The following is a 26,162-nucleotide window of genomic DNA, read 5'->3' as shown; positions in this document are numbered from 1 at the left end:
GGGGCGGCGGTCAGCCCGCGCGTCCGACCGGGGCGCCGGGCGCCTCGCCGACGGTCTCGCCCTCGGCTTCGACCAGGAACGATTCTGCCTGCCGTACGGCGCCGTGGCTCGGCAGGGCCTTGAAGACCCAGCTGCGGTAGGACCAGAAGCGGAAGAGGGTGGCGACCCCGATGCCGAGGAACTTGAAGACGTTGCTCTGCAGCGGGCTGTCCCAGTGGAAGCCGTAGGTCGCCATGTAGAGCAGGCCGTTCTCGATCACCAGCCCGATCGCGCTGAAGAGCAGGAAGAGCCCCAGCTCGCGGGTGCGGCCGCCCTTGTCGCGGTCGCGGTAGGTGAAGTAGCGGAAGCCGACGTAGTTGAAGACGATGGCCACGACGGTCGCGATGACGCTGGCACGCACCACCTGGAGGTCCGTGAGGTGCCGGACGAGGTTGAAGACGCCGATGTTGACCAGCACACCCGCGCCGCCGACCGCGCCGAACTTGGCGACCTCGCGCGCTATCCCCCACAGGCGGTCGGTGAGCACCGCCGGCCGGCCGGTGTGCCCCGTCGCTTCGCCCATGTGATCGCCCGGTCCCGTCTGTCTTCGGTCAGAGGCCTTCATGCTAGCCGGGGGGCCGCTGGGACAGGGGTCGGGGCGTCATTCGTACCCAGATATCCTGGTGACTGTGACATTCCCGGTAGTCGGCATGATCGGCGGCGGCCAGCTCGCCCGTATGACCCATGAGGCGGGCATCCCGCTCGGCATCAGATTCAAGCTCCTCAGTGACACGCCCGTGGACTCCGCGGCCCTGGTGGCGGGAGACGTCGTCGTCGGCGACTACCGCGACCTGGGGACGCTGCGCGCGTTCGCGGCGGGCTGCGACGTGATCACCTTCGACCACGAGCACGTACCCACCGAGCACCTGCGGGCCCTGGAGGCCGACGGCATCGCCGTCCGCCCGGGGCCGGACGCCCTGGTGCACGCCCAGGACAAGGGCGTCATGCGGGCGAAGCTGGACTCCATCGGCGTGCCGTGCCCGCGGCACCGCATCGTGGCCGACCCGGCGGACGTGACGCGCTTCGCGGCGGAGGGCGCCGGTTACCCGGTGGTGCTCAAGACCGTGCGCGGCGGCTACGACGGCAAGGGCGTGTGGGTGGTCCGCGACGAGGCGGGCGCCGCCGAGCCGTTCCGGGCCGGGGTGCCGGTGCTCGCGGAGGAGAAGGTCGACTTCGCGCGGGAGCTGGCGGCGAACGTCGTGCGGTCCCCGCACGGGCAGGCGGTGGCCTACCCGGTGGTGGAGTCGATCCAGGTCGACGGCGTGTGCGACACCGTGATCGCGCCCGCCCCGGACCTGCCCGAGGCGCTGTCGGCGCAGGCGCAGCAACTGGCCCTGACCATCGCCAGGGAACTCGGTGTCGTCGGCCACCTGGCGGTCGAGCTGTTCGAGACCCGGGACGGCCGGATCCTGGTCAACGAGCTGGCGATGCGCCCGCACAACAGCGGCCACTGGACCCAGGACGGCGCCGTGACCTCGCAGTTCGCCAACCACCTGCGGGCGGTGCTGGACCTGCCGCTGGGCGACCCGCGCCCGCGGCAGCCGTGGACGGTGATGGCGAACGTCCTCGGCGGCGACTACCCCGACATGTACCAGGGCTATCTGCACTGCATGGCCCGGGACCCGCAGCTGAAGATCCACATGTACGGCAAGGACGTGAAGCCCGGCCGCAAGGTCGGTCACGTCAACACCTACGGCGCCGACCTGGCCGACGTGCGCGAGCGCGCCCGGCACGCCGCCGACTACCTGCGAGGGACGATCACCGAATGAGCAGCAGCCCCCTGGTCGGCATCGTGATGGGTTCCGACTCCGACTGGCCGGTCATGGAGGCCGCCGCCCAGGCACTCGACGAGTTCGAGGTGCGCTACGAGGTCGACGTCGTCTCCGCGCACCGCATGCCGCGCGAGATGGTCGCGTACGGCGAGCAAGCCGCCGGGCGCGGCCTCAAGGCGATCATCGCGGGCGCCGGCGGTGCCGCCCACCTGCCGGGCATGCTCGCCTCGGTGACGCCGCTTCCGGTGATCGGCGTGCCGGTGCCGCTGAAGTACCTGGACGGCATGGACTCGCTGCTGTCCATCGTCCAGATGCCGGCCGGGGTGCCGGTCGCCACGGTCTCGGTGGCCGGTGCGCGCAACGCGGGCCTGCTGGCGGTGCGGATGCTCGCCGCGCACGACACCGAACTGCTGGAGCGGATGCGGCACTTCCAGGAGGAGCTGAACCAGCAGGCGACCGACAAGGGCAAGCGCCTGCGTGCCAAGGTGGAGGGGGCGGCCGGCTTCGGGTTCGGAGGCAAGTAGATGAGCGCGGAGGACGAACTGCTCGCGCGGGCACGGGAACTGCTCGACGCCCATCCCGTCGTGGACGGGCACAACGACCTCCCCTGGCGGCTGCGCGAGCAGGTGCGCTACGACCTCGATCTGCGGGACATCGCCGCGGACCAGTCGGCGCACCTGCACACCGACCTCCCGCGGCTGCGGGCCGGGCGGGTCGGCGCCCAGTTCTGGTCGGTGTACGTGCGCAGCGGCCTGGCCGGCGGGGACGCCGTCGCCGCCGTGCTGGAGCAGATCGACTGCGTCCGGCGCCTGATCGGGCGCCACCCCGGCGACCTGCGGGCCGCGTTCACCGCCGACGACATGGAGTCCGCCCGCACCGAGGGCCGCATCGCCTCGCTGATGGGCGCCGAGGGCGGGCACTCCATCGCCAACTCCCTCGGTGTGCTGCGGACGTTGTACGCGCTGGGTGTGCGCTACATGACGCTCACCCACAACGACACCATCGACTGGGCGGACTCGGCCACCGACGCGCCCCGGCACGGCGGTCTGACCCCCTTCGGCGAGGAGGTCGTCCGCGAGATGAACCGCCTCGGCATGCTCGTCGACCTCTCGCACGTCTCGCCCGACACGATGCGCGCAGCACTGCGGGCGTCGCGGGCACCGGTGCTGTTCTCGCACTCCTCCGCGCGGGCGGTCTGCGACCACGTGCGCAACGTGCCCGACGACGTCCTGGAGCGCCTGCCCGGCAACGGCGGGGTCGCCATGGCGACCTTCGTGCCGCAGTTCGTGCTGCCCGCAGCCGCCGAGTGGATCGTCGGAGCCAACGCCGAGATGACCGCGCACGGTCTGCACCCGCTGGACCAGACGCCGCAGGCGCTGGCGGTCCAGCGGGCCTACGAGCAGGCCAACCCCCGGCCGGTCGCGACCATCGGCACCGTCGCCGACCACCTGGACCACATGCGTGAGGCCGCCGGTGCCGACCACATCGGGCTCGGCGGCGACTACGACGGCGTCTCCTACCTGCCCGAGGGCCTGGGCGACGTGTCCGGCTACCCGCGGCTCTTCGCCGAACTGCTGCGCCGCGGCTGGTCGCGGGAGGACCTGGCGAAGCTGGCGTGGCGGAACGCGGTGCGCGTCCTGCGGGACGCGGAGTCGGTGGCGGCGGACCTGCGGGACGAGCGGCCGTCCAACGCCTCCATCGAGGAACTGGACGCCTCCGCCGCCCACGACGGGGAATGACCACCGGACCTGACGGATGGTCAGGCAGGCGGGGGCGCACGAAAACCGACGCACCGTGGGATGCGCCGGGACAGCAGCGGTGGAGGCCGGGGGACCGGCTACGCGGGAGCCGCGACCTCGGCCCAGACCGTCTTGCCGGGCTGCCCGTCCATGCCGCGCAGCACACCCCAGTCCAGGCAGAGCCGCTGCACGATGAACATGCCGTGCCCGCCCGGCCGGCCGGCGCGGTGCGGGGTCCGCGGGGCGGGGTCGCCCACGCCGCCGTCGGCGACCTCCAGACGGAGCGACTTGGGCTGCCGGTGCAGCCGCAGTTCCTCGGGGCCGCCCGCGTGCAGGCAGGCATTCGTCACCAGCTCGGAGACGACCAGCAGGACGTCCTCGGCGGCGGCCCGCCGGTCCGCGGAGTCGGCCGGGAGCCAGCCCCAGTCGTTCAGTGCCTGCCGCGTGAAGTCACGTGCCATGGGCACGGCACCCGCGACACCCGACAGATGGAGCCTGCGCACCTGGGCCTCCCCCGGTCCGGAGGGCAGCGCGTCCGCGCCGCCCGGGTCGCGGTCGTCCGCCGCAGGGGGCCGCGTGGTGCTCATCAGCGCCTCCACTCACCGATGTCCGCCAGTGTCAGATGTGATCCCGAGGTGTCTCCTGCCCTGCCCTCCCCGCGGGACACATCCCGATTGCCGGACGATCAGGGCACACCTCACGGGCCCCGCGCGGGGCCCGCCGGAGGATCACTCCTTGAGCGCGTCGTCCAGCGTGTCGTGCACGGTGAACACGGCCTCGGCACCGGTGATCGAGAAGACCTTGGCCACGGCCGGCCGCATCCCCGCCAGGTGGACGGAACCTCCGGCCGCCTCCGCCTTCAGACGGGCGCCGAGCAGGACGTTCAGTCCGGTGGAGTCGCAGAACTCCAGACCGGTGCAGTCCACGACGAGCGTGCTGTGACCGTCCTCGACGAGCTGGTCCAGCGGCTCCCGCAGCAGGTCTGCCGTGTGGTGATCGAGCTCACCGGTGGGCGCGACGACCGCGCTCGTGCCCGAGCGGCTCACAGCGACACGCAGCCGGTCACGGCCGGTCGTCCCGACCATCTCGCGGTCCATGCGCACTCCTCCCGGATGAATCGGCCATGCGCATCTCGCACCCTACGCGCTTTCCTGACCTCGGTGGTAGTCGCTCCGGGAGACCCGCGGCCCCTGCCGGGACCGCGCCAGGACCGGACCGGTCCGAGTTGCAATATCCGCGCCAAACGGGGTAGGCGTGGAGTGTGGGCTGAATTCCTGGTTCCGCATGCCCCCGTCACCGCACCGAGGGAGGAGAGCATGGCATCCCGGCTCGACGCGCGCGACGCGTCGGCGACTACGGAGACCACCGTTCACAAGGAGTACGGGACCCCGGAGGGCCTGGAGGACCTGCCGGAGATCCCGCCTTACGACGAGGTGGGGCCGGTGGACGCACGGGCGCTGTCCAAAACGCTCTTCCAGCGGCTGGAGACGCTGGAGGAGGGCACCCACGAGTACAGCTATGTGCGCAACACCCTGGTCGAGCTCAATCTCGCCCTGGTGAAGTTCGCGGCGTCCCGGTTCCGCTCCCGCAGCGAACCGGTCGAGGACATCGTCCAGGTCGGCACGATCGGGCTGATCAAGGCCATCGACCGCTTCGAGATGAGCCGCGGCGTCGAGTTCCCCACCTTCGCCATGCCGACGATCATCGGTGAGATCAAGCGGTTCTTCCGCGACACCTCCTGGTCCGTGCGCGTCCCGCGCCGGCTGCAGGAACTCCGCCTGGACCTGGCCAAGGCCGGTGACGAGCTGGCCCAGAAGCTGGACCGCGCGCCCACCGTGGCGGAACTCGCCGAGCGGCTTCAGATCAGCGAGACCGAGGTCGTCGAGGGCATGAGCGCCAGCAACGCGTACACCGCGAGCTCGCTGGACGCCCAGCCCGAGGAGGACGACTCCGAGGGCGCGCTCGCCGACCGGATCGGCTACGAGGACCACGGTCTGGAGGGGATCGAGTACGTGGAGTCCCTCAAGCCGCTGATCGCCGAGCTCCCCTACCGCGACCGGCAGATCCTGTCGCTGCGCTTCGTGGGCAACATGACACAGTCCGAGATCGGCCAGGAGCTGGGCATCTCGCAGATGCACGTGTCCCGGCTGCTGACCCGCACCCTCGGACGGCTCAGGCGCGGCCTCCTCGTAGAGGACTGACCCCCTCCGCCTCTCCCCTCCGAAACGGCCCCCGCCCCTCTCACCAGGCGCGGGGGCCGTTCTGCGCCATGACCGCCGGTAGGGCTTCAGCGCGGCCTTTGCGCCCGCCCGGACCGCCCTCACACCCCCCACCGGGGATCAGGCGCATGACGAAACGGAGGGGGCGGGGTCGCAGGGGTGGCGTTCTGGACACTGGAGCATATTTGGGTGCGTGACCCGGGGTGCTCAACGAAAAGCGCCTGAGGCACCTAAATGTGCTGTCCAGAATGGCAGCCCCGGAGGCCCCGAACCCGGCCCCCCAACAACGCGCGTCGGGGCGCGTGACCTCGCCGGGCACACGGGCGGGAGGGCGGGGGAAAAACCCGGTGCAGCGGAGCGCAGCGCTACGCCGGGACCCGCACCCCCCGCCGCCACACGCCGGCCACCAGCGGCACCCCGGGCCGGTAGGCCAGGTGCACGTGCGAGGGCGCGTCCAGCAGCACCAAGTCCGCCCGCGCCCCCGGTGCCAGGTGCCCGACGTCCTCGCGCCGCAGCGCCCGCGCCCCGCCCCACGTGGCCGCCCGCACCGCCTCGTCCGGGGTCATCCGCATGTCGCGCACGGCCACGGCCACGCAGAAGGGCATCGAGCTGGTGAAGGAGGAGCCGGGGTTGCAGTCCGTGGACAACGCGACCGTGACGCCCGCGTCGATCAGCCGCCGCGCGTCGGGATAGACCGCGCGGGTGGAGAACTCGGCGCCTGGCAGCAGCGTGGCCACCGTGCGGCCGCTCGCCAGGGCATCGACGTCGGCGTCGGTGAGGTGCGTGCAGTGGTCCGCCGAGGCGGCGTCCAGCTCCACGGCGAGCTGCACACCGGGGCCGTGGCCGAGCTGGTTGGCGTGGACGCGCGGGACCAGGCCGCGGGCGGCGCCGGCGGTGAGGATCGCGCGGGCCTGGTCGCCGTCGAAGGCGCCGCGCTCGCAGAAGACGTCGACCCAGCGGGCGTACGGGGCGCAGGCGTCGAGCATCGGGCCGGTGACGAGGTCGACGTAGCCGGCGGGGTCGTCGGCGTACTCGGGGGCGACGATGTGCGCGCCGAGGTAGGTGACCTCGTCGGCGTGCGCGCCCGCGATCCGCAGTCCGCGGGCCTCGTCGTGCGGGGTGAGGCCGTAGCCGGACTTGGTCTCGATGGTCGTGGTGCCCTGGCGCAGCGCCTCGGCGACGTAGCGGGCGACGTTGGCGTGCAGTTCCTCGTCGCTCGCGGCCCGGGTGGCGGCGACGGTGGTGCGGATGCCGCCCGCGGTGTAGGCCTGGCCGGACATGCGGGCGTTGAACTCGCGGGTGCGGTCGCCGGCGAAGACCAGGTGGGAGTGGGAGTCGACGAAGCCGGGGACGACCGCCCGTCCCGCCGCGTCGTACGCCTCGTCGGCGGCGGGCGCCTGCGCGCTGGGGCCGACCCAGGCGACGTGCTCCCCGTCGATGACGACGGCGGCGTCCTCCAGCAGGCCGAGCGGGCCCTCGCCGAGTGCCGGGTCGTTGGTGACCAGGCTGCCGATGCCGGTGATGACACTGCTGCTCATGAGGGGTTTCCTTCTGCGGCGGAGACTTCGGCGATCGCGGCGGCGAGCGCCCCGCCCACGTCGCGCACGAACTGGTGGGCCCCGTCGCGCACGATGTGGCGCCCGCCGACCACGGTGTGCCGGACATCGGCGTTGGTGGCGGCGAAGACCGCCGTCTCCACGCCCAGCCGGGGCGGCGGTCCCGCGGTGCGGACGGAGTCCAGCGCGACGGTGGTGAAGTCGGCGAGGGCGCCCGGCTCCAGCCGGCCGCCGTCCGCCCAGCCGAGCGAGGCGTGGCCGTCGGCGGTGGCGGCGCCCAGCAGGGCGGCGGCCGTCCAGTGGCCGCGGGTGCGGGTGCGCAGGCGCTCGTCGAGCTCCATCGCGCGCGCCTCCTCGAACAGGTCGATCACCGCATGGCTGTCGCTGCCCAGGCTGAGCGGGCTGCCCGCCTCCTGGAGCGCCCGGGCGGGGCCGATGCCGTCGGCGAGGTCGCGTTCGGTCGTGGGGCACATGCAGATCGTCGTGGCGGAGCCGCCGAGCAGTGCGATGTCCTCGTCGGTGAGGTGCGTGGCGTGCACGGCCGAGGTGCGCGGGCCGAGCACGCCGTGGTCGGCGAGCAGCCGTGTGGGGGTGACGCCGTGCGCGGCCAGGCAGGCCTCGTTCTCCGCGGGCTGCTCCGACAGGTGCACGTGCAACGGGGCCTGCCGGTCCCGCGCCCAGCGCACGACGGTGCCCAGCTCCCCGGCGGGAACGGCCCGCACCGAGTGCACGGCGGCGCCGATCCGCACCTGCGGGCCGTCGCGCAGCACGGCGGCGCGCTCGGCCCAGGACTCGGCGTCGCCGTCGCTGAACCGCAGTTGGTGCGGCTCGGGGGCGGCGCCGAAGCCCGAGGAGAGGTAGACGGTGTCCAGCAGCGTGATGCGGATGCCGGCCTCGTGAGCGGCGGCGATCAGGGCCTGACCCATCGCGTTGGGGTCGGCGTAGGGGGCGCCGCCGGGCCGGTGGTGCACGTAGTGGAACTCGCCGACGCAGGTGATGCCGGCCAGCGCCATCTCCGCGTACGCGGCCTTGGCGAGGGCGAAGTAGTTCTCGGGCGTGAGCCGCCCGGCGACGCCGTACATCACCTCGCGCCAGGTCCAGAACGTGCCGGCGCCCGCCTGCACGGTGCCGCGCAGCGCCCTGTGGAATGCGTGGCTGTGGGCGTTGGCCAGGCCCGGCAGGGTCAGCCCGCGCAGCGTGACCGCGCCCACCGGCGGGGCCGGGACACCGGTGCGCAGCGCGGCGATCCGGCCGTCGGCGGTGGCCTCCACGACCACGCCCGCCCGGACCCGGCCGCCGGTCCAGGCGTACTCGGCCCAGTAGCTCTGCGGGGTCAGTGACACGCCAGGCCCTCCAGTACGTCGGCGAGTGCGGTCACCCCGGCCGTGCAGTCGTCCTCGGCCGCGGTCTCCGCCGGGGAGTGCGAGACCCCTGTGGGGTTCCGTACGAACAGCATGGCGGTCGGGACCGCCTCGGAGAGGATGCCGGCGTCGTGTCCCGCGCCGGTCGGAAGCACGGGGGCGCCACCGAGCAGCTTGGCGAGTGCGTCGCGCAGGCCGTGGGCGAACTCCACGACCGGGGTGAACGACTCGCGGGTCACGCCGACGGCGACGCCGTCCCGCCCGCCCCGCTCCACCGCGGCCCGCTCGATCTCGGCGACGAGTGCGGCGAGGGTCGCCTCGTCGGCCGCGCGGGAGTCCAGCCAGCCGCGGACCAGGGAGGCGATGGCGTTGACGCCGTTGGGTTCGACGCCGACCTTGCCGAAGGTGGCCAGGGCCCCGGCGGACCGGGCCTGTTCGCGGGCCGCGAGCACGGTGGCGGCGTACGTCAGCATCGGGTCGTGGCGGTCGTCCAGGCGGGTGGTGCCCGCGTGGTTGGCCTCGCCGTGGAAGTCGAACCGCCAGCGGCCGTGCGGCCAGATCGCGGAGGCGACGCCGACCGCGTGCGGGGTGTCGGCGAGGAAGCGGCCCTGCTCGACGTGGAGTTCGACGAACGCGCCGATCCGGGCGAGGCGTTCGGGGTCCGGGCCGATCGCCTCGGGGTCGTGCCCGGCGCGTTCCATGGCCTGCGCGAGGGTGACACCGTCGCCGTCGCGCAGCTGCCGGGCCTTGTCGGGGGTGAGCTGCCCGGCGGTGAGCCGGGAGCCGACACAGGCCAGTCCGAAGCGGGCGCCCTCCTCGTCGCCGAAGTTGACGATCGCCAGGGGCTTGTCCGGGCGGGCGCCGCGGGCGCGCAGCTCGTCCAGCGCCGCGAAGGACGACACGATGCCGAGCGGGCCGTCGAAGGCGCCGCCGTCCGGCACCGAGTCCAGGTGCGAACCCGTGACGACGGCGTCCCCGGCAGTGGGATCGCCGAGCCAGGCCCACTGGTTGCCGTTGCGGTCCAGCTCGTACGCCAGGCCCCGGCTCTCGGCCTGCGCCCGGAACCAGGCGCGGCAGTCGGTGTCCGCGCCGGTCCAGGCGTGGCGGCGGTAGCCGCCGGAGCCGGAGTCGCGGCCGATCGGCCGCAACTCCGCCCACATCTCGTGGAACGAGGAGGTCACGCGGTTCCGTCCTCGCGCATCGGGACGCGCACCCCGCGCTCGGCCGCGACCTCCTCGGCGCGGTCGTAGCCCGCGTCGACGTGCCGGATGACGCCCATGCCGGGGTCGTTGGTGAGCACGCGGCGGATCTTCTCGCCCGCGAGCTTGGTGCCGTCGGCGACGGTGACCTGGCCGGCGTGGATCGAGCGGCCGATGCCGACGCCGCCGCCGTGGTGGATGGAGACCCAGGAGGCGCCGGAGGCGACGTTGACCATGGCGTTGAGCAGCGGCCAGTCGGCGATGGCGTCGGAGCCGTCGAGCATGGCCTCGGTCTCGCGGTACGGGGAGGCCACCGAGCCCGCGTCGAGGTGGTCGCGGCCGATGACCACCGGGGCGGCCAGGGTGCCGTCGGCGACCATCTCGTTGAAGCGCTCACCGGCCTTGTCGCGTTCGCCGTAACCGAGCCAGCAGATGCGCGCCGGCAGGCCCTGGAAGTGGACGCGCTCACCGGCCATCTTGATCCAGCGGGCCAGGGACTCGTTCTCCGGGAAGAGCTCCAGGATCGCCTTGTCGGTCTTGGCGATGTCGGCCGGGTCGCCGGACAGCGCCGCCCACCGGAAGGGGCCCTTGCCCTCGCAGAACAGCGGCCGGATGTAGGCGGGGACGAAGCCGGGGAAGGCGAACGCCCGGTCGTAGCCCGCGAGCTGGGCCTCGCCGCGGATGGAGTTGCCGTAGTCGAAGACCTCGGCGCCGGCGTCCATGAAACCGACCATCGCCTCGACGTGCTTGGCCATCGCCTCGCGGGCCCGCTGGGTGAACTCGGCGGGCTTCTCGGCCGCGTAGGAGGCCATGTCCGCGAAGTCGACGCCGATCGGCAGGTACGCCAGCGGGTCGTGCGCGGAGGTCTGGTCGGTGACGATGTCGATGGGCGCGTCCATCGACAGCAGCTGCGGCACGAGTTCGGCGGCGTTGCCCAGCACGCCGATGCTGAGCGCCTTGCGCCGGTCGCGGGCCTCGGTGGCCAGGGCGAGGGCGTGCTCCAGGGAGTCGGCCTTCACGTCCAGGTAGCGGTGCTCGATACGGCGCTCGATGGCGCGCGGGTCGACGTCGATGCAGATGACGACGCCGCCGTTCATGGTGACGGCGAGCGGCTGGGCGCCGCCCATGCCGCCGAGCCCGGCGGTGAGGGTGATGGTGCCCGCGAGGCTGCCACCGAACTTCTTCTCGGCGACAGCGGCGAAGGTCTCGTACGTGCCCTGGAGGATGCCCTGGGTGCCGATGTAGATCCACGAACCGGCCGTCATCTGGCCGTACATGGTCAGGCCCAGCGCCTCCAGGCGGCGGAACTCCTCCCAGGTGGCCCAGTCGCCGACCAGGTTGGAGTTGGCGATGAGCACACGCGGCGCCCACTCGTGGGTCTGCATCACGCCGACCGGGCGGCCGGACTGGACGAGCATCGTCTCGTCCTGCTTCAGCCCCTGGAGGGTGCGGACCATCGCGTCGAAGGAGCGCCAGTCGCGGGCGGCCTTGCCGGTGCCGCCGTACACGACGAGCTTCTCGGGGTGCTCGGCGACCTCGGGGTCGAGGTTGTTCTGCAGCATGCGCAGCGCGGCTTCCTGCTGCCAGCCCTGTGCGGTGAGCGCGCTTCCGCGCGGTGCGCGCACGGTCCTCGGTCCGCTGCCGGTTGCGGTCATGCCCCTGCCTCCTCGCGACTGGATTGAATCATTCACATCCTTGCCTGGTGAATAGCCCCAGTCAACCGGGTCTCTTCCCCTGAGGGAATTGTCCGCCCGCGCCACCATGGAGGCATGAGCCGACGGGGGAACGTCCTGCGCGCCGCCGTGGAACACGGACTGGTCGGACCGGAGCAGCCGCTGGCCGGCCTGCTGGACCTGGACGGGATCCGCGCCTCCGCCGCGGCCCTGCGGGAGGCATTCGCCACGCCCGGCACCGAGGTCACGCACACCTTCGCCGTCAAGGCCGCCTCACTCGTACCGGTACTGCGGCTGCTGGCGGAGGAGGGCATCGGGGCCGAGGTCGCCAGCCCCGGCGAACTCGCCCTCGCCCGGGCGGCGGGCGTCCCCGCGGACCGCACCGTCCTGGACTCCCCCGCCAAGACACCCGCCGAACTCGCCGAGGCCCTCGCCCTCGGTATCGCCGTCAACGCCGACAACTTCCAGGAACTCGCCCGGCTGGACCGGCTCGTACGGCCCGGAACGGCCACCCCCCTGGGACTGCGCGTCAACCCGCAGGTCGGCGGCGGCAGCATCGGCGCGATGAGCACCGCGACCGCCACCTCGAAGTTCGGCGTCGCCCTGCGCGACGAGGGCGCCGCCGACCAGGTCGTCCAGGCCTTCCTCGACCGCCCCTGGCTGACCCGCCTCCACACCCACACCGGCTCCCAGGGCGTCCCCCTGGAACGCATGGCGGCCGGCGTCCGCGCCACGTACGAACTCGCCGAGCGCGTCAACCGCGCGGCCGGACGGCAGCAGGTCCGCGTCATCGACATCGGCGGCGGCCTGCCGGTCGACTTCACCACCGACGAGGTACGGCCCACCTTCGCCGAGTACGCCGGGATGCTGCGAGCCGCCGTCCCCGGGCTCTTCGACGGGCGCTACGGGCTCGTCACCGAGTTCGGCCGCTCGCTGCTGGCCCGGCACGGCACGGTCCTCGCGCGGGTCGAGTACACCAAGTCCGCGGGCGGCCGGGCCATCGCGGTCACCCACGCCGGCGTGCAGGTCGCCACCCGCACCGTCTTCGCCCCGCAGTCCTGGCCGCTGCGGGTACTGGCGCTCGACGGCAAGGGCGTCGCGAAGCGGGGTGAGCCCGTCCTCCAGGACATCGCCGGCCCCTGCTGCTTCGCGGGCGACCTCGTCGCCTCCGCACGCGCCCTCCCCCTGCTGGAGGAGGGCGATTTCGTCGCCCTCCTCGACACCGGCGCCTACTACTTCTCCACCCACTTCGCCTACAACTCCCTCCCCCGCCCCGCCGTCCACGGCCACACCGGCGACCCCCCGCACTTCCGCACCCTGCGCCGCGCCCAGACCCTCGCGGAACTCGTCGCGGAGTCCGGCGGCTGAGCGGCGGCGCGGGGCGCCGCACGACCGGGCCGACCCCGGCCACGTTCCCCTCGCCCCCACCGAACTCGCGCCTGCGGCGCCCGGCCAGCGGGCCGCAGCCGCGCCACGCGGAACGCCACCGCGGCCGAGCCCGACCCGGCTCGGACGGCTGCGCCCGGGCCGAAGCCGCCGCACGCCCGCCGGCATCGCCCGGTCGACGTCGCGCAACTGCGCCGCTGGGCACGGCCCCGGGGAACACCGCCGTGGCCTGGCGGGTCGGCTGAGCGCCGGAACTGCACGAGCGCGGGACGAGCCCGACCCGGACCGCCGCACGACCACGGCTGCGCGCGCGCCGGCCCCGAGCCGCACGCAACACCACAGGGCCCGAAGCGGGCGCGGGGCCGGACGACCGCACCAGGGCACCCCGGGCCGAAGCCTCCACACACACCCGGCAACCCCGCCACGACCGCACCGCACCGCACCAGCGCCTGCCTCTCGGACTGCCGCACCACAGGGCCCTCCGCCACCCGTCAACGACTCCCCGTCCGCACCGAACTCGTGCCCGCGCCCCGCGCCCCGCGCCACCAGGGCCGGGGACGCACACGAACTGGACGACCAGATCGACACGACGGGCGGACTGCGCCTGCGCCGCCCAAGCGGGCGCGGGGCCGGACGACCGCACCAGGGCACCCCGGGCCGAAGCCTCCGCACACACCCGGCAACCCCGCCACGGCATCGCCCGGCCAACGGACGACAGCCGAGCCGCACAGACCCCGCGGAGCGATGCCGGGGCCGAACCGCCCAGGCGTCCGGCGGCAGCACTCACACCTGTACGGCCAGGTCGACGGCCGACGGCTGAGCCGCACAGGATGCCGCACCATGGGGCCCTCCGGGCCGAACGCCCGCCCACCCGGCCGGACGGCGCGTGCCGCCGCACCCCCACGGCGCACCGGGCCGAACCGCCCGCGCGGTCGGCGACGTCACCCTGCCCAAGGCGACCCGGCGATCGTTGCGAAGGCCCGCACAGCAGGCCGCACGGAAGGCGCGGCCCCCGCGGCCGAATCAGCGGCCGAAGGCAACGCCCGCCCGCACGGGACGCGCGCCCCCGCGGCAAGAGCCGGTCAGCGGCGGGTGCCGCCGGGGGCGGCGTCGCCGGCGGCCGGGCCGGTGGTCTCGTAGGACGGGACGGACGGCGCGGCGGGGCCGCGGCCCGCGTGCTCGGGGCGGACCCAGACCAGTTCGTCGTGCGCGCGCTCCCAGCGGCCTATGCCGACCGCCTTGGCCCACAGGCCCGCGCCGAGGCCGGCGAGCAGCATGCCGCCCGCCGCCGGGACTGCGGCGCTGGACGCGAGGGCGACGGCGAAGGCGCCCAGCAGCCACCAGCGGCGGGAGCGCGCCCAGCCGCGGGCCGTGACGCGGCGGTCCTGGAGGAACACGGACCTCGGGGCCCGCTCCGCCCGCCCGGCCAGGGCCGCGTACCGGCGGCGCCGGACGAGGAAGGCGGCGAAGGCGGCCACGACGAACAGGACGGCGCCGCCGAGGACGCCGATGCGCCGCCCGGTCAGGCCGGGGACGAAGACCCCGGTGCCCGCCGCGACGACCCCGAGCCACCACAGCCAGCGTGCTTCCGTCCGCACCAGGACCGCGACCCTTGCCAGCACATACGTTCCGCGCACCACGTCCTGCCCCTCCCTCGCGCTCCGTCACATGTCGAGGGGGGAGATTACTCGGCGAACTTCAAGATTCCGTGAGGAGAACGGGAGCCTTTTCCGGGGCCGCCGTCATTCCGCGAACAGCCCCGCGGCCGCCGCCTTCGCGTCGAACTCCTCCAACCGCGCCTGGGCGTCGGGCAGCCCGTCGCACATGGCCTCCAGCAGCACCCGCCCGAGCAGCATCGGTGCGCACGCGGTGTCGAAGGCGAGGCCGGTGCCGACCGCCGCCGGGAGCAGGATGTCGGAGTGCGCGGCGACCGGCGCGAACGCGCTGTCGGCCACGGTCACGACGGTGAGCCCCGCCCCGCGGGCGTACGCCAGCGCCTCGACGACCTCGCGCGGGTGCCGCGGCAGGGCGAAGCACAGCAGCGCGCTCGCCCCGGCCAGCACCGCCGCGTCGACGCGGTCGGCGAGCATGCTGCCGCCCTCGTCGAGCAGGCGCACGTCGGGGTGGACCTTGCCCGCGAAGTAGCCGAAGCCGCGGGCCTGGGCGGCGGCCGCGCGCAGGCCGAGCACGAGCAGCGGCCGCGATCCGGCCAGCAGCGCGCCGGCCCGGGCGACGGGCGCCGGGTCGGCGAGGAGGGCCGCGAGGTGCCGCAGGTTCTCGATCTCGGCCTGGACGGCCTCCTGGTACTCGTTGTACGTGTCGCCCGCCGGCCGGCCCTCGGGCACCGCGGCGGGGACGACCTCCCGCAGGTGGCGGCGGAGCGCCGGGTAGCCGTCGAAGCCGAGGGCGACGGCGAAGCGGGTCACGGAGGGCTGGCTGACGCCGGCGAGTTCGGCGACCTCGACGCTGGACAGGAAGGGCGCGTCGGCGGCGCGCCGCACCAGGCAGTGGGCGATGCGGCGCTGGGTGGGCGTGAGGCGGTGGGCCTCGAACAGCTTCATCAGGCGCGCCGACGCGGTGTCGTTGTCCGTCGACATCTGGCTCTCCCCGTCCGTTCCCGCTCCTCCGGCAAGCGTGCCATGCCGTGCGGCCCGCGCACCTACGCGGGCGGCAGCAGCTTCTTCTGGGGCTTGCCCATCGCGTTGCGCGGCAGTTCGGCCAGGAAACGCACTTTGCGGGGGCGCTTGTGGACCGACAGGTGCCCGGCGACGAAGTCGATCAGCTCCCGCTCGGTCACCCCGTCGGCGACGACGTACGCGACGATCTCCTGGCCGAGGTCCGCGTGCGGGGCGCCGACCACCGCCGCCTCCCGCACCGCGGGGTGGTCCAGCAGCGCGTTCTCGACCTCGCCCGCGCCGATGCGGTAGCCGCCGGACTTGATCAGGTCGGTGGAGGCCCGGCCGACGATGCGGTGCATGCCGTCGGGGTCGACCGCCGCGATGTCGCCGGTGCGGAACCAGCCGTCCTCGGTGTAGGAGGCGGTGGTGGCCTCCGGGCGTCCGAGGTAGCCGTCGAAGAGCGTCGGCCCGGTGAGTTGCAGTTCCCCGATCTCCTCGCCGGGCTGGGCCGCGATCCGGGTGCGGATGCCGGGCAGGGGGAGGCCGACGGACCCGGGCCGCCGCTCGCCGGAGGCGCGGGTGCTCACCGTGATCAGGGTCTCCGTCATGCCGTAGCGCTCGACGGGCCGCTGCCCGGTCAGCGCCTCCAGGTCCCGGAAGACCGGCGCGGGCAGCGGCGCGCTGCCGGACACCAGCAGCCGGGCGCCGGCGAGCGCCTTGGCCGCCTCCGGTTCGGCGGCCACGCGGCCCCAGACGGTGGGGACGCCGAAGTACAGGCTGCCGCCCGCCTCCGCGTACGCCTGCGGGGTCGGGCGCCCGGTGTGGACCAGGCGGCTGCCGGTGCGCAGGGCGCCGAGGACGCCGAGCACCAGGCCGTGCACGTGGAACAGCGGCAGGCCGTGGACGAGGGTGTCCTGCGCGGTCCACTCCCACGCCCCGGCGAGCGCGTCCAGGTCGGCGGCGATCGCGCGGCGCGGTACAAGGACGCCCTTGGGGGCCCCGGTGGTGCCGGAGGTGTAGAGCACGAGGGCGGTGGTGTCCGGTCCCGGCTCGGGGCCGTCGAAGGCGGCGCTCTCCGCGAGGTCGACCGGGGGTGCCTCGACCGCCCCGGAGTCGCCAAGGATGTGCCCGCGCTCGGCCGGGCCCGCGTCGGGCGGCACCGGCACCACCGGCACTCCCGCGAGCAGCCCGCCGACGACCGCGACGACCGTCTCCAGGGTCGCGGTGGCGTGCACGGCCACCGCGGGCGCCCCCGCGATCCGCCGTGCCACGGCCCCGGCCGCGGCCAGCAGCCCTTCGCGGGAGCTGGCCGCCCCCGCGACGACGAGTGCGTCGGGGCGGTCGCCGTGGTCGCCGTACAGCGCGGTCAGCAGGGGCCTGGGTGCGGTCACGGCACGACCCTACTGGGGAGGGGGGAGCGCCCCTGAGGGAGTTCGGGGGTTTCCCCCAGTGCCCCGGCGCGCCGGTGTCCGTACGGTGGCGTCATGGACGCCCGCGACCCAGAGCTCAAAAAGGAATTCGCCGCCACCCTTCAGGCGCGCAAGGACCTCGGTGAGGAGTACGAGTCGGCGCTCGTCGACTCCTTCCTGGAGAAGATCGACCAGCGCATCGACGCCCAGGTCGAACGGCGCGTGCGCCGCGAACTGGCCGAGCACCAGACGGCGTTCGCCCGCGCCGGCCGCCAGGTCGGGCCGAACGGCGACGAGGGCCGCAGCCGGTTCGGCGCGCGCTACGGCTTCGCCGGCTTCTCCCTCATCATGGCCATCCCGCTCTCCGCGATCGGCGCGAACGAGCACCTGCCCGGGCTGCTCATCGCCTGGGCCGGGATCGTGGGCGTGAACGTCGCCCAGTCGATGGGGTTCCTGTTCGCCGAGCGCGAGCAGGACCGGCGCGCCCGCCGCAGGAACCCGGACGCCTGGGAGGACTGACCCCGAGGAGCGTCAGCGCGCGAACAACGCCACGACCCGCTCCGCCACCGCCTTGCCACGGGCCGCCGCGAACCGCTGCGGCCCGCCCGCCTGGCGACGAGGTCGTGGGCGTGAACGCCGCCCAGTTCGCCGAGCGCGAGCAGGACCGGCGCGCCCGCCGCAGGAACCCGGACGCCTGGGAGGACTGACCCCGAGGAGCGTCAGCGCGCGAACAGCGCCACGACCCGCTCCGCCACCGCCTTGCCACGGGCCGCCGCGAACTGCTGCGGCCCGCCCGCCATACGGAACGGCAGCCCGTCCGCGGACAGCACGGTGCCGCCCGCCTCGGCGACGAGGAGCACGCCCGGGGAGTGGTCCCACGGGTTGTCGTAGGCGTACGTGGCCGCGTCGAGCCGGCCCAGGGCCACGTCGAGGTAGTCGCAGCCGGCGGAACCGCTCGCGCAGGGCTTGATCCCCTGCGCGGGGCCGAGGTCGTACAGGGCGCGGTGCTGGCCGGGGGTGAGGTTCGCCGGGCGGGCCCCGGCCACCAGCAGCACCTCGTCCGGTGCGCCGGGGGCGGCCGGCAGCCGCAGCGGGCGCCCGCCGGACCACGCGCCCTCGCCGCGCCGCGCGGTGGCGAGGACACCGTCCACGGGCCGGTAGACCCAGCACGCCAGCAGCTCGCCGCGGGCGGCGAGCGCGACCTGGGTGACGAAGGAGGTGTCGCCGCGGACGAAGTTGGAGGTGCCGTCGACCGGGTCGACGATCCAGACCGGGGCCTCGCCCAGCCAGGCGTCCAGCAGCCCCGGGTCGCCGTGCACGGCTTCCTCGCCGATCACCGCGGAGCCGGGGAGCAGGTCGGTGAGGATCCGCGTGAGGCGTTCCTCGACCCGGCGGTCGGCGACCGTGACCAGGTCCCGCGGCCCCTTCTTCTCGCTGATGTCGCCCGCGGCGAGTCTCCCGAAGCGGGAGAGCGCCTCCTCGTCGGCGACGGCGCGGACGGATTCCTCGACGGCGGCGAACACGTGTGCGTTGATCACGCGGTCTCTTTACCAGAAGAGCGGCCCGCGTCGTGACGCGGGCCGCTCCTGGACGCCTTGCGCGGGGACCGCCGCACCCCCGGTCGCCCGGGGGGCGGGACGACGGCGGTCCCCGCGAGGGACGCGGGCCGGATCAGGGCCTGGCCGCACGTCCTGGGGTCACCAGGGAGGTCCGGGAGCCGCTCCGGAGGTCCTTGGCGCCACATCCACGCCGCCGGCGGGCCGTCCGGGGGCTTCCCGTCCGTCCTGCCGACATCCACCAATGTGCCGGAGCCGTGTTAAGACCGTGCTGCGCGGACGTGACGCGGATGTACCACTTCTGCGAAACCCTCGCCGCTCCCGCGGAAGGCCCCCGCGATGCGGCTACTTGGCGGTCCCGGCGAGGAACGCCAGCAGGTCCTGCCTGCTCACGACGCCCGTGGGCTTGCCCTCGACCAGGACGACGGCCGCGTCGGCGGTGCCGAGGACGGCCATCAGGTCGGCGACCGGCTCGCCCGAGCCGACCTGCGGCAGCGGCGCGCACATGTGCCGCTCCAGCGGGTCCTCGAGGGTGGCGCGCCCGGTGAACAGCGCGTCCAGCAGCTCGCGCTCCACGACGGAGCCGATGACCTCGGCGGCCATGACGTCGGGGTGGCCGGCGCCCGGCTTGACGATCGGCATCTGCGAGACGCCGTACTCGCGCAGCACCTCGATGGCCTGGCCGACGGTCTCCTCGGGGTGCATGTGCACCAGGTGCGGCAGGCCGCCGTCCTTGCGGTCCAGGACGTCGGCGACGCGGGCCTGGCCGCTGCCCTCCTCCAGGAAGCCGTAGTCGGCCATCCACTCGTCGTTGAAGATCTTCGACAGGTAGCCGCGGCCGGAGTCCGGCAGCAGCACGACGACCACGTCGTCCGGGCCGAGGCGCTCGGCGACGCGCAGCGCCGCGACGACCGCCATGCCGCAGGAGCCGCCGACCAGCAGGCCCTCCTCCTTGGCCAGGCGCCGGGTCATCTGGAAGGCGTCCTTGTCGGAGACGGCCACGATCTCGTCGGCGACGGTGCGGTCGTACGCGGTGGGCCAGAAGTCCTCGCCGACGCCCTCGATCAGGTACGGGCGGCCGCTGCCGCCGCTGTAGACGGAGCCCTCGGGGTCGGCGCCGACGACCTTGACCGCGCCGTCGGAGGCGTCCTTGAGGTAGCGGCCGGTGCCGGAGATGGTGCCGCCGGTGCCGACGCCCGCCACGAAGTGCGTGATCCGGCCCTCGGTCTGCTCCCACAGCTCGGGGCCGGTGGAGTGGTAGTGCGAGGCCGGGTTGTTGGGGTTGCTGTACTGGTCCGGCTTCCAGGCGTTCGGGATCTCACGGACCAGGCGGTCGGAGACGTTGTAGTACGAGTCGGGGTGCCCGGGGTCCACGGCGGTGGGGCAGACCACGACCTCGGCGCCGTAGGCGCGCAGCACGTTGATCTTGTCGGTGGACACCTTGTCGGGGCAGACGAAGACGCACTTGTAGCCCTTCTGCTGGGCCACGATCGCCAGTCCCACGCCCGTGTTGCCGGAGGTCGGCTCCACGATCGTGCCGCCCGGCTTGAGCTCGCCGCTCTTCTCCGCGGCCTCGATCATGCGCAGCGCGATCCGGTCCTTCACCGAGCCGCCCGGGTTGAAGTACTCGACCTTGGCCAGGACGGTGGCCTGGATCCCTGCGGTCACGCTGTTGAGCCTCACGAGCGGGGTGTTGCCGACGAGGCTGATCATCGAGTCGTGGAACTGCACCATTGTCTCCGGGTTCTCCGAGATTGTGAGGCCAGGGTAAGCGGTTTTCGGGCGTGGCGGCCGCTCCCGGGGGAGGCGGTCGCCGCACGCTTCACACGGGTGTTACGTACGCCCCGGAAGGTCCGGAGGTAGAGTCGCACCGTGGCGCGATCACGACACGTCGCACCTACGACACCGGGCCAGTACAACCGGGGGGTGAGCCATGACCGAGCGGCACCCGAACCGCACCGGGGCCGGCCCGGACACCGCCGACTACGCCGCCGCGCTCAGCGGTCTGGCCGCGGTGGAGTCCGGCCTCGCCGCAGTGCGCGAGCGGCTCACCGCGCTCGCCGCCGCCCGTCCTTCGCGACCGGCCGAACCGGTGATGCCCGGCGGCATCGCCGAGGTCGTCCACGGCGAGGCCGAGCAGCAGCACATCATCGAACAGCTCCAGCGCGAGGCGCGCAAGGAGGTGCTGACCTTCGTGCGGCCGCCGTACGTCTCCTCCGAGGGCAACTTCGTGCAGAAGGAGCGGCTGGCCTCCGGGGTCGAGTACCGCTCGCTGTACGAGACGACGGCGCTGGTCTACCCGGGCGCCGCCGACATGCCCGGCTTCGTCGAGCCCGGCGAGCTGGCGCGGGCCGCGCCGACCGTGCCCATGAAGCTGATGATCGTCGACGCGGAACGGGCGCTGCTGCCGCTGTCCGGGGGCCGCGACCGGTCGGTGGTCTCCTCGGCCGGGCTGCTGCTGCTGCACCCGTCGGTGCTGGTGGACGCCCTGCTGGAGCTGTTCGAGGACCGCTGGCTGCGCGGCACGCCGCTGCGGATGCCGGTGGTGGGCGACGCGGAGGAGGACCCGGAGTTCCCCGGCTCCCCCGAGCTGGACGAGCAGCTGCTCTCCCTGCTGATGTCGGGGCTGCCCGACAAGGCGATCGCCTCGCAGCTCGGCATATCCCTGCGCACGCTGCAGCGCAGGATCCGGTCGCTGATGGAGTCCACGGGCACCGCCAACCGCACCCAGCTGGCCTGGTTCGTCGCGCAGCAGCGCCTCACCTGAAGAACGGTTGCGCCGGGCATCGGACGGGGCAACAAGGTGTTGTAAGCAATGCGGGCCGACGGGGGCCCGTGCGCGGCACGGGAGGTGGACCTTGTCCAGGGCAAGGGTGGCGCGGCGGATCGCGACGGCCGCCGCGTACGGAGGAGGCGGGATCGGGCTCCTGGGCGGAGCGGCGGTCGGCCTGGTGCTGACCGAGGCCGCGCTCGCCCGTCGCGTCGTCGGCGGCTCGGACGCCATCCCCCCGCGGGCGGGCGGTCACTACGGCGCCGCCTTCGCACTGAGCAGCGACGAACGGCCCATCGTGCTCGCCCTCACGGGTGATTCGACGGCGGCGGGCCAGGGCGTCCACCGGGCGAGCCAGACGATCGGGGCGCTGCTGGCGTCCGGGCTGGCCGCGGTGGCGGAACGGCCGGTGCGGCTGGTCAATGTGGCCAACCCCGGTGCGAAGTCCGACGACCTGGCCCGCCAGGTCGATCTGCTGCTGGCGCAGGACGCGGGCCCGCCGCCCGACCTGTGCGTGGTGATGATCGGCGCGAACGACGTGACGCGGCGGATGCCGCTGGCGGTGTCGGTGCGGATGCTGTCCGACGCGGTGGGGCGGCTGCGCGAGGCCGGCGTCGAGGTGATCGTGGGCACCTGTCCCGACCTCGGCTCGGTCGAGCCGGTCTACCAGCCGCTGCGGTGGATCGCCCGCCGCCTGAGCCGGCAGCTGGCCGCCGCGCAGACCATCGCGGTGGTGGGCCTGGGCGGCCGTACGGTGTCGCTGGGCGACCTGCTGGGCCCCGAGTTCGAGTCGCGGCCGCGCGAGATGTTCGGCCCGGACAACTACCACCCGTCGGCGGAGGGGTACGCGACCGCCGCCATGGCGATGCTGCCGACCCTCTGCGCGGCGCTCGGGCTGTGGCCCGAGGAGGACGAGCGTCCCGACGCCCGCCGCGGCGAGGGCTTCATGCCCGTCGCCCAGGCCGCCGCCGAGGCGGCCGGCGAGGCCGGCACCGAGGTCGCCGCCGCCTCCGGCAGCGTCTCCGGGCCCCGCGGCCGCTGGGCCCTCATCAAGCGCCGCCGTCGCCGCCGGCTGCCCGACACCACCGATCCCACGCTCGCCGCCGAGGCGGCCGAAGCCGCCGCGGCGGCGGCCGAGGCCGCCCAGAACTGACGCCCGCCCCGCGCGGCGCCTCCCGGGGCGCCTCAGCGGGGCTGGTTGAAGCGCAGGAGGTTGCCCGAGGGGTCGCGGAAGGCGCAGTCGCGGACGCCGTAGGGCTGGTCCATGGGCTCCTGGAGGACCTCGGCGCCCGCGGCGCTGATGCGTTCGAACGTCGCGTCGCAGTCGGGGGTCGTGAAGATGACGCCGCGGAGCATGCCCTTCGCCATCAGCTCGGACATGGCCTGCTTGTCGGCGGGCGAGGCATTGGGATTGGCGAGCGGCGATTCCAGGACGATGGTGACGTCCGGCTGCGCCGGGGAGCCGACGGTGACCCAGCGCATGCCCTCGAAGCCGACGTCGTTGCGGACCTCCAGGCCCAGGACGTCGCGGTAGAAGGCGAGTGCCTTGTCGTGGTCGTCGACGGCGATGAAGCACTGTGAGAGCGTGATGTCCATGGCCCTCACGCTAGGGCTTGTTTCACGCCGAGGCGCTGCCCGCCGCCGTGTTCCTGACGGGGCGGGTGAACATCTTGGCCACGCACGCCGGGATCGGCGCGCCCTGCGCGTGGTCGCGGGCGCGGTAGGCGCTCGGGGTCTCGCCGACGAGTTCCGTGAAGCGGGAGCTGAAGGAGCCCAGCGAGGTGCAGCCGACGGCGAAGCAGACCTCGGTGACCGACAGGTCCCCTCGCCGCAGCAGCGCCTTGGCGCGCTCGATCCGGCGGGTCATGAGGTAGCTGTACGGCGTCTCGCCGAACGCGGCCCGGAAGCTGCGGGCGAAGTGACCGGTGGACATCAGGGCCCCGCGGGCCAGCGCGGGGACGTCCAGGGGATCGGCGTAGTCCCGGTCCATCGCGTCCCGCGCCTGCCGCAGCCGTACCAGGTCCTCGGAGTTCACCCCGACAGCATCGCATGCGCGCCGCGGGCTAAGCGGGCGCTCAGAAAGAGGCCCGGGTCACAGCGCACAAGACGTGACTGAGTGCTCTACGTACAGGTAACTTCCCCAGGAGTACAGCCGTTCCGACGCCGCCTCGACGAGGAGTCGCGATGCCCGAAGCCGTGATCGTCTCTGCCGCCCGCTCCCCCATCGGCCGGGCCGTGAAGGGGTCCATGAAGGACCTCCGCCCCGACGACCTCACCGCCACCATCATCCAGGCGGCGCTGGCCAAGGTCCCGCAGCTCGACCCGCGGGACATCGACGACCTGATGCTCGGCTGCGGTCTGCCCGGCGGCGAGCAGGGCCACAACCTGGGCCGGATCGTGGCCGTGCAGATGGGCATGGACCACCTCCCGGGCTGCACCGTGACCCGCTACTGCTCCTCCTCGCTGCAGACGACCCGGATGGCGCTGCACGCCATCAAGGCGGGCGAGGGCGACGTCTTCGTCTCGGCGGGTGTCGAGACGGTGTCCCGCTTCGTCAAGGGCAGCTCCGACGGCATGCCCGGCACCCACAACCCGCTGTTCGCGGAGGCCGAGGCCCGTACCGCGGCCCGCGCCGAGCAGGGCGGCGGCGAATGGCACGACCCGCGCGAGGACGGCCTGGTCCCGGACGCGTACATCGCGATGGGCCAGACCGCGGAGAACCTGGCCGCGCTGAAGGGCATCACCCGCGCCGAGCAGGACGAGTTCGGCGTGCGCTCGCAGAACCTGGCCGAGGAAGCCATCAAGAAGGGCTTCTGGGAGCGCGAGATCACGCCCGTGACGCTGCCCGACGGCACCGTGGTCTCCAAGGACGACGGCCCGCGCGCCGGCGTCACCCTGGAGGGAGTGCAGGGCCTGAAGCCGGTCTTCCGGCCCGACGGCACCGTCACCGCCGGCAACTGCTGCCCGCTGAACGACGGCGCGGCCGCACTGGTCGTCATGAGCGACACCAAGGCCCGCGAGCTCGGCATCACCCCGCTCGCCCGCGTGGTGTCCACCGGTGTGTCGGCCCTGTCCCCGGAGATCATGGGCCACGGCCCGGTCGAGGCCTCCCGCCAGGCGCTCAAGCGGGCCGGGATGACCATCGGCGACATCGACCTGGTCGAGATGAACGAGGCCTTCGCCGCGCAGGTCATCCCCTCCTACCGGGACCTGGGCGTCGACATCGACCGCCTGAACGTCAACGGCGGCGCGATCGCGGTCGGCCACCCGTTCGGCATGACCGGCGCCCGCATCACCACGACGCTGATCAACTCGCTCCAGTGGCACGACAAGCAGTTCGGCCTGGAGACGATGTGCGTCGGCGGCGGCCAGGGCATGGCCATGGTCATCGAACGCCTGTCGTAATGCCCGTGTGCGTGTCCTAAGTCGCAATCGAACCGCCCCCGGGATGTGACCTTCCCCCGGGGGCGGTCGTTTGCCCAGGTCAGGAGTGCATCACTCGACCGGCCCAAGACTTTGGACCTGCTCATATCGTGACGTTCCGCACTGCGAAGGCCATGGATTTGAGTGCACAGTGGTGTGTACAGGGGGCCAGGCTCGGGAAAGCACAGTCGGGAGTACGCCAGTGAGCGCCATGTTCCTCGTCCTGCTGACGGGTGCGGCAACCGCCGTGGCCGCCGGCTCCGCCGCGCTGTTCGCCACGCGCGGCGTTCGTCGTGACGTCGCCGCCCTGCGCGCGGACCTGGCGGCGGCCACGGCCGCTCATGCCTCCGTGCCGGCCGCGCGCGCGGCCGCGGAGACCCCCGGCGTCGAGGCCATACGCACCGCTGTCGCGGACGCCCTCGCCGACGAGCGCGAGCGGGAGCTCGCCGAGGCGCGGGCCTTCTGGGCCGCCCAGGAGGCACCCCTGGCCTACGGCGCCGGCGAGGCGGGCGACGCGGTCGCCGATGCCCAGCTGGACGTCCAGATCTTCGGCGGCACCGGTTCCGGCCCGGGCGCCGCGGGCTCGGACTACGAGGTCCTGCCGTACGGCCCGTTCCTGCCCCGCCAGGCGGACCTGACCGGACTGGAGCCCGGCCCCGTCGGCCCGGTGCCCTTCCGGCACCCCTCCGACCCGGACTTCGCCGTCCCGGCCCCGGTCGTGGCCAACCAGGAGCAGACCGCCGAGCGCCTCGGCGAGCTCGCCGACCTGCGGATGCCGCTGGCCGACGTACGGCCCGGCCCGCTCGGCACGCTGGACGTGTACGTCTTCGCCGACGGCACCACGCTCTGCATGACCCCGGGCGACCGCGAGACCGCGGACCGGCTCTGCGACGCCCTGGACCGCGGCGAGTCCCCGGTCCTGCTGGGCGGCTCCGCGGTGGCCGGCGGCTACGCGCTCACCTTCACCTTCGGCGAGGAGTCGGTGTACGTCCTGGCCGACCGGGTGGTCGCCTCCCTCTGACCGGCGACAGCCGCTACAGACCGCAGCGCGAGGCCGTGTCCCGGATCAGGGACACGGCCTCGTCGCGTACCGCGGCGAGGTCCGGGTGCGGCTCCAGCGCCGCGGCCAGCTCGTGGGCGGCCACCGCGATCTGGTCCCCGACGGCGAAGACGCCGTCGTCCGGCATGAGCAGCGGCTCCCGCCCGGGGAACTCGACTCGCTGCGCCCGCACGGCCAGCTCCCGGGCCAGCCCGAGTCCCGCGGCCGCCACCTCGCCGCGCAGCCTGCTCTGCGGCAGGGAGCGGTAGCGTCCGGCCAGGGCCCCGGCGGCCTCGCGAAGCGTCGTACAGTCCAGCACGGCCGGGAGCCTACCGGTACGTACACAGAACCGACGCATCGCACTGTTGCCATCGGGAGAAGCCTCAGGCACGGTGGGGTGACC

At 73.8% G+C, this 26,162-nt stretch carries 25 protein-coding genes; 10 read left to right on the top strand and 15 right to left on the bottom strand.

Features of this window, described 5'->3' with window-relative positions:
- Positions 1-10: 10 nt before the first annotated feature.
- Positions 11-562 carry a GtrA family protein gene (locus ACIP64_RS19180; protein ID WP_401587874.1) on the bottom strand — a complete coding sequence of 184 codons (552 nt, stop codon included), beginning with the start codon at positions 560-562 and terminating at the stop codon, positions 11-13.
- 106 nt (positions 563-668) lie between these two features.
- Here ACIP64_RS19180 and ACIP64_RS19175 point away from each other — a divergent pair, with 106 nt between their 5' ends.
- From ACIP64_RS19175 to ACIP64_RS19165, 3 genes are read left to right on the top strand one after another with little or no spacing between them, the layout of a single operon-like run.
- Positions 669-1,808 (top strand): 5-(carboxyamino)imidazole ribonucleotide synthase, encoded by a 1,140-nt coding sequence (locus ACIP64_RS19175; RefSeq protein ID WP_401587871.1) that lies wholly within the window; start codon positions 669-671, stop codon positions 1,806-1,808.
- Entirely contained in the window at positions 1,805-2,335 is a 531-nt protein-coding gene (gene purE / locus ACIP64_RS19170) for a 5-(carboxyamino)imidazole ribonucleotide mutase (protein WP_401587869.1), read from the top strand. Before ACIP64_RS19175 ends, purE begins: the two co-directional genes overlap by 4 nt.
- Positions 2,336-3,550 (top strand): dipeptidase, encoded by a 1,215-nt coding sequence (locus ACIP64_RS19165; RefSeq protein WP_401587866.1) that lies wholly within the window; start codon positions 2,336-2,338, stop codon positions 3,548-3,550. It begins immediately after the preceding gene.
- 98 nt (positions 3,551-3,648) lie between these two features.
- On the opposite strand, the gene ACIP64_RS19160 is transcribed toward ACIP64_RS19165, so the two are convergent.
- Positions 3,649-4,137: an ATP-binding protein gene (locus ACIP64_RS19160; RefSeq protein ID WP_401587863.1), complete on the bottom strand. Its 489-nt coding sequence runs from the start codon at positions 4,135-4,137 to the stop codon at positions 3,649-3,651.
- A 141-nt stretch (positions 4,138-4,278) separates the two neighbouring features.
- Positions 4,279-4,647, bottom strand: coding sequence for an STAS domain-containing protein (locus ACIP64_RS19155; protein ID WP_360910935.1), 369 nt, complete (start codon positions 4,645-4,647; stop codon positions 4,279-4,281).
- 219 nt (positions 4,648-4,866) lie between these two features.
- Here ACIP64_RS19155 and ACIP64_RS19150 point away from each other — a divergent pair, with 219 nt between their 5' ends.
- A complete protein-coding gene (locus ACIP64_RS19150; protein ID WP_360910933.1) occupies positions 4,867-5,751 on the top strand; it encodes an RNA polymerase sigma factor SigF in 885 nt (294 codons plus the stop codon).
- 383 nt (positions 5,752-6,134) lie between these two features.
- Here ACIP64_RS19150 and hutI read toward each other — a convergent pair whose 3' ends face one another.
- The 4 genes from hutI to hutU are packed head-to-tail and all read right to left on the bottom strand — an operon-like array spanning position 6,135 to position 11,540.
- On the bottom strand, positions 6,135-7,307 hold the full coding sequence (gene hutI, locus ACIP64_RS19145; protein ID WP_401587859.1) for an imidazolonepropionase: 1,173 nt from the start codon (positions 7,305-7,307) through the stop codon (positions 6,135-6,137).
- Positions 7,304-8,662, bottom strand: coding sequence for a formimidoylglutamate deiminase (locus ACIP64_RS19140; protein WP_401588019.1), 1,359 nt, complete (start codon positions 8,660-8,662; stop codon positions 7,304-7,306). The genes hutI and ACIP64_RS19140 overlap by 4 nt, the downstream gene beginning before the upstream one ends.
- Positions 8,659-9,846: an allantoate amidohydrolase gene (locus ACIP64_RS19135; protein WP_401588017.1), complete on the bottom strand. Its 1,188-nt coding sequence runs from the start codon at positions 9,844-9,846 to the stop codon at positions 8,659-8,661. Before ACIP64_RS19135 ends, ACIP64_RS19140 begins: the two co-directional genes overlap by 4 nt.
- A 17-nt stretch (positions 9,847-9,863) precedes the next feature.
- Positions 9,864-11,540: a urocanate hydratase gene (gene hutU / locus ACIP64_RS19130; protein ID WP_401587857.1), complete on the bottom strand. Its 1,677-nt coding sequence runs from the start codon at positions 11,538-11,540 to the stop codon at positions 9,864-9,866.
- Between the two features lie 114 nt (positions 11,541-11,654).
- On the opposite strand from hutU, the gene ACIP64_RS19125 reads away from it, so the two are divergent.
- Positions 11,655-12,926: a diaminopimelate decarboxylase gene (locus ACIP64_RS19125; protein ID WP_401587854.1), complete on the top strand. Its 1,272-nt coding sequence runs from the start codon at positions 11,655-11,657 to the stop codon at positions 12,924-12,926.
- Positions 12,927-14,026: 1,100 nt separating this feature from the next.
- Here ACIP64_RS19125 and ACIP64_RS19120 read toward each other — a convergent pair.
- The 3 genes from ACIP64_RS19120 to ACIP64_RS19110 all read right to left on the bottom strand — a co-directional run bounded on the left by ACIP64_RS19120 (position 14,027) and on the right by ACIP64_RS19110 (position 16,953).
- Positions 14,027-14,584 carry a hypothetical protein gene (locus tag ACIP64_RS19120; RefSeq protein WP_401587851.1) on the bottom strand — a complete coding sequence of 186 codons (558 nt, stop codon included), beginning with the start codon at positions 14,582-14,584 and terminating at the stop codon, positions 14,027-14,029.
- Positions 14,585-14,686: 102 nt separating this feature from the next.
- Positions 14,687-15,541 (bottom strand): MurR/RpiR family transcriptional regulator, encoded by an 855-nt coding sequence (locus ACIP64_RS19115; RefSeq protein ID WP_401587848.1) that lies wholly within the window; start codon positions 15,539-15,541, stop codon positions 14,687-14,689.
- 62 nt (positions 15,542-15,603) lie between these two features.
- Entirely contained in the window at positions 15,604-16,953 is a 1,350-nt protein-coding gene (locus tag ACIP64_RS19110) for an AMP-binding protein (protein ID WP_401587845.1), read from the bottom strand.
- Between the two features lie 93 nt (positions 16,954-17,046).
- Between ACIP64_RS19110 and ACIP64_RS19105 the strand changes: the two genes are divergently transcribed.
- On the top strand, positions 17,047-17,490 hold the full coding sequence (locus tag ACIP64_RS19105) for a hypothetical protein (protein ID WP_401587842.1): 444 nt from the start codon (positions 17,047-17,049) through the stop codon (positions 17,488-17,490).
- A gap of 200 nt (positions 17,491-17,690) precedes the next feature.
- On the opposite strand, the gene ACIP64_RS19100 is transcribed toward ACIP64_RS19105, so the two are convergent.
- Together ACIP64_RS19100 and ACIP64_RS19095 are read right to left on the bottom strand one after the other, a co-directional pair.
- Complete coding sequence (locus ACIP64_RS19100) at positions 17,691-18,509, bottom strand: inositol monophosphatase family protein (protein WP_401587839.1); 819 nt, start codon at positions 18,507-18,509, stop codon at positions 17,691-17,693.
- Between the two features lie 363 nt (positions 18,510-18,872).
- Positions 18,873-20,258: a cystathionine beta-synthase gene (locus tag ACIP64_RS19095; protein ID WP_360911037.1), complete on the bottom strand. Its 1,386-nt coding sequence runs from the start codon at positions 20,256-20,258 to the stop codon at positions 18,873-18,875.
- A 202-nt stretch (positions 20,259-20,460) separates the two neighbouring features.
- On the opposite strand from ACIP64_RS19095, the gene ACIP64_RS19090 reads away from it, so the two are divergent.
- Both ACIP64_RS19090 and ACIP64_RS19085 read left to right on the top strand, forming a co-directional pair.
- On the top strand, positions 20,461-21,294 hold the full coding sequence (locus ACIP64_RS19090) for a LuxR C-terminal-related transcriptional regulator (protein ID WP_360910912.1): 834 nt from the start codon (positions 20,461-20,463) through the stop codon (positions 21,292-21,294).
- A gap of 106 nt (positions 21,295-21,400) precedes the next feature.
- Positions 21,401-22,450, top strand: coding sequence for an SGNH/GDSL hydrolase family protein (locus tag ACIP64_RS19085; protein WP_401588014.1), 1,050 nt, complete (start codon positions 21,401-21,403; stop codon positions 22,448-22,450).
- A 32-nt stretch (positions 22,451-22,482) separates the two neighbouring features.
- Here the strand turns inward: ACIP64_RS19085 and ACIP64_RS19080 are convergent, their stop codons facing one another.
- Together ACIP64_RS19080 and ACIP64_RS19075 are read right to left on the bottom strand one after the other, a co-directional pair.
- Positions 22,483-22,893: a VOC family protein gene (locus tag ACIP64_RS19080; protein WP_401587836.1), complete on the bottom strand. Its 411-nt coding sequence runs from the start codon at positions 22,891-22,893 to the stop codon at positions 22,483-22,485.
- A 22-nt stretch (positions 22,894-22,915) separates the two neighbouring features.
- Positions 22,916-23,332: a helix-turn-helix domain-containing protein gene (locus ACIP64_RS19075; RefSeq protein ID WP_401587833.1), complete on the bottom strand. Its 417-nt coding sequence runs from the start codon at positions 23,330-23,332 to the stop codon at positions 22,916-22,918.
- Positions 23,333-23,481: 149 nt separating this feature from the next.
- On the opposite strand from ACIP64_RS19075, the gene ACIP64_RS19070 reads away from it, so the two are divergent.
- Positions 23,482-24,702 carry an acetyl-CoA C-acetyltransferase gene (locus ACIP64_RS19070; protein ID WP_401587830.1) on the top strand — a complete coding sequence of 407 codons (1,221 nt, stop codon included), beginning with the start codon at positions 23,482-23,484 and terminating at the stop codon, positions 24,700-24,702.
- A 220-nt stretch (positions 24,703-24,922) separates the two neighbouring features.
- On the top strand, positions 24,923-25,741 hold the full coding sequence (locus ACIP64_RS19065; protein ID WP_401587827.1) for a hypothetical protein: 819 nt from the start codon (positions 24,923-24,925) through the stop codon (positions 25,739-25,741).
- Between the two features lie 13 nt (positions 25,742-25,754).
- Here the strand turns inward: ACIP64_RS19065 and ACIP64_RS19060 are convergent, their stop codons facing one another.
- Positions 25,755-26,078 carry a hypothetical protein gene (locus ACIP64_RS19060; RefSeq protein ID WP_401587824.1) on the bottom strand — a complete coding sequence of 108 codons (324 nt, stop codon included), beginning with the start codon at positions 26,076-26,078 and terminating at the stop codon, positions 25,755-25,757.
- Positions 26,079-26,162 lie beyond the last annotated feature (84 nt).

It is taken from the genome of Streptomyces sp. NPDC088733, from assembly GCF_044751185.1.
Taxonomy (GTDB): domain Bacteria; phylum Actinomycetota; class Actinomycetes; order Streptomycetales; family Streptomycetaceae; genus Actinacidiphila.
This window is presented reverse-complemented; position numbering and strand designations above follow the sequence as displayed.

Bases quoted from the DNA above. Each gene is read 5' to 3' on its own strand.
- ACIP64_RS19180 (WP_401587874.1), bottom strand. From the start codon at position 562: ATGGGCGAAGCGACGGGGCACACCGGCCGGCCGGCGGTGCTCACCGAC.
- purE (WP_401587869.1), top strand. From the start codon at position 1,805: ATGAGCAGCAGCCCCCTGGTCGGCATCGTGATGGGTTCCGACTCCGAC.
- ACIP64_RS19165 (WP_401587866.1), top strand. From the start codon at position 2,336: ATGAGCGCGGAGGACGAACTGCTCGCGCGGGCACGGGAACTGCTCGAC.
- ACIP64_RS19160 (WP_401587863.1), bottom strand. From the start codon at position 4,137: ATGAGCACCACGCGGCCCCCTGCGGCGGACGACCGCGACCCGGGCGGC.
- ACIP64_RS19155 (WP_360910935.1), bottom strand. From the start codon at position 4,647: ATGGACCGCGAGATGGTCGGGACGACCGGCCGTGACCGGCTGCGTGTC.
- ACIP64_RS19150 (WP_360910933.1), top strand. From the start codon at position 4,867: ATGGCATCCCGGCTCGACGCGCGCGACGCGTCGGCGACTACGGAGACC.
- hutI (WP_401587859.1), bottom strand. From the start codon at position 7,307: ATGAGCAGCAGTGTCATCACCGGCATCGGCAGCCTGGTCACCAACGAC.
- ACIP64_RS19135 (WP_401588017.1), bottom strand. From the start codon at position 9,846: ATGTGGGCGGAGTTGCGGCCGATCGGCCGCGACTCCGGCTCCGGCGGC.
- hutU (WP_401587857.1), bottom strand. From the start codon at position 11,540: ATGACCGCAACCGGCAGCGGACCGAGGACCGTGCGCGCACCGCGCGGA.
- ACIP64_RS19125 (WP_401587854.1), top strand. From the start codon at position 11,655: ATGAGCCGACGGGGGAACGTCCTGCGCGCCGCCGTGGAACACGGACTG.
- ACIP64_RS19115 (WP_401587848.1), bottom strand. From the start codon at position 15,541: ATGTCGACGGACAACGACACCGCGTCGGCGCGCCTGATGAAGCTGTTC.
- ACIP64_RS19105 (WP_401587842.1), top strand. From the start codon at position 17,047: ATGGACGCCCGCGACCCAGAGCTCAAAAAGGAATTCGCCGCCACCCTT.
- ACIP64_RS19090 (WP_360910912.1), top strand. From the start codon at position 20,461: ATGACCGAGCGGCACCCGAACCGCACCGGGGCCGGCCCGGACACCGCC.
- ACIP64_RS19080 (WP_401587836.1), bottom strand. From the start codon at position 22,893: ATGGACATCACGCTCTCACAGTGCTTCATCGCCGTCGACGACCACGAC.
- ACIP64_RS19070 (WP_401587830.1), top strand. From the start codon at position 23,482: ATGCCCGAAGCCGTGATCGTCTCTGCCGCCCGCTCCCCCATCGGCCGG.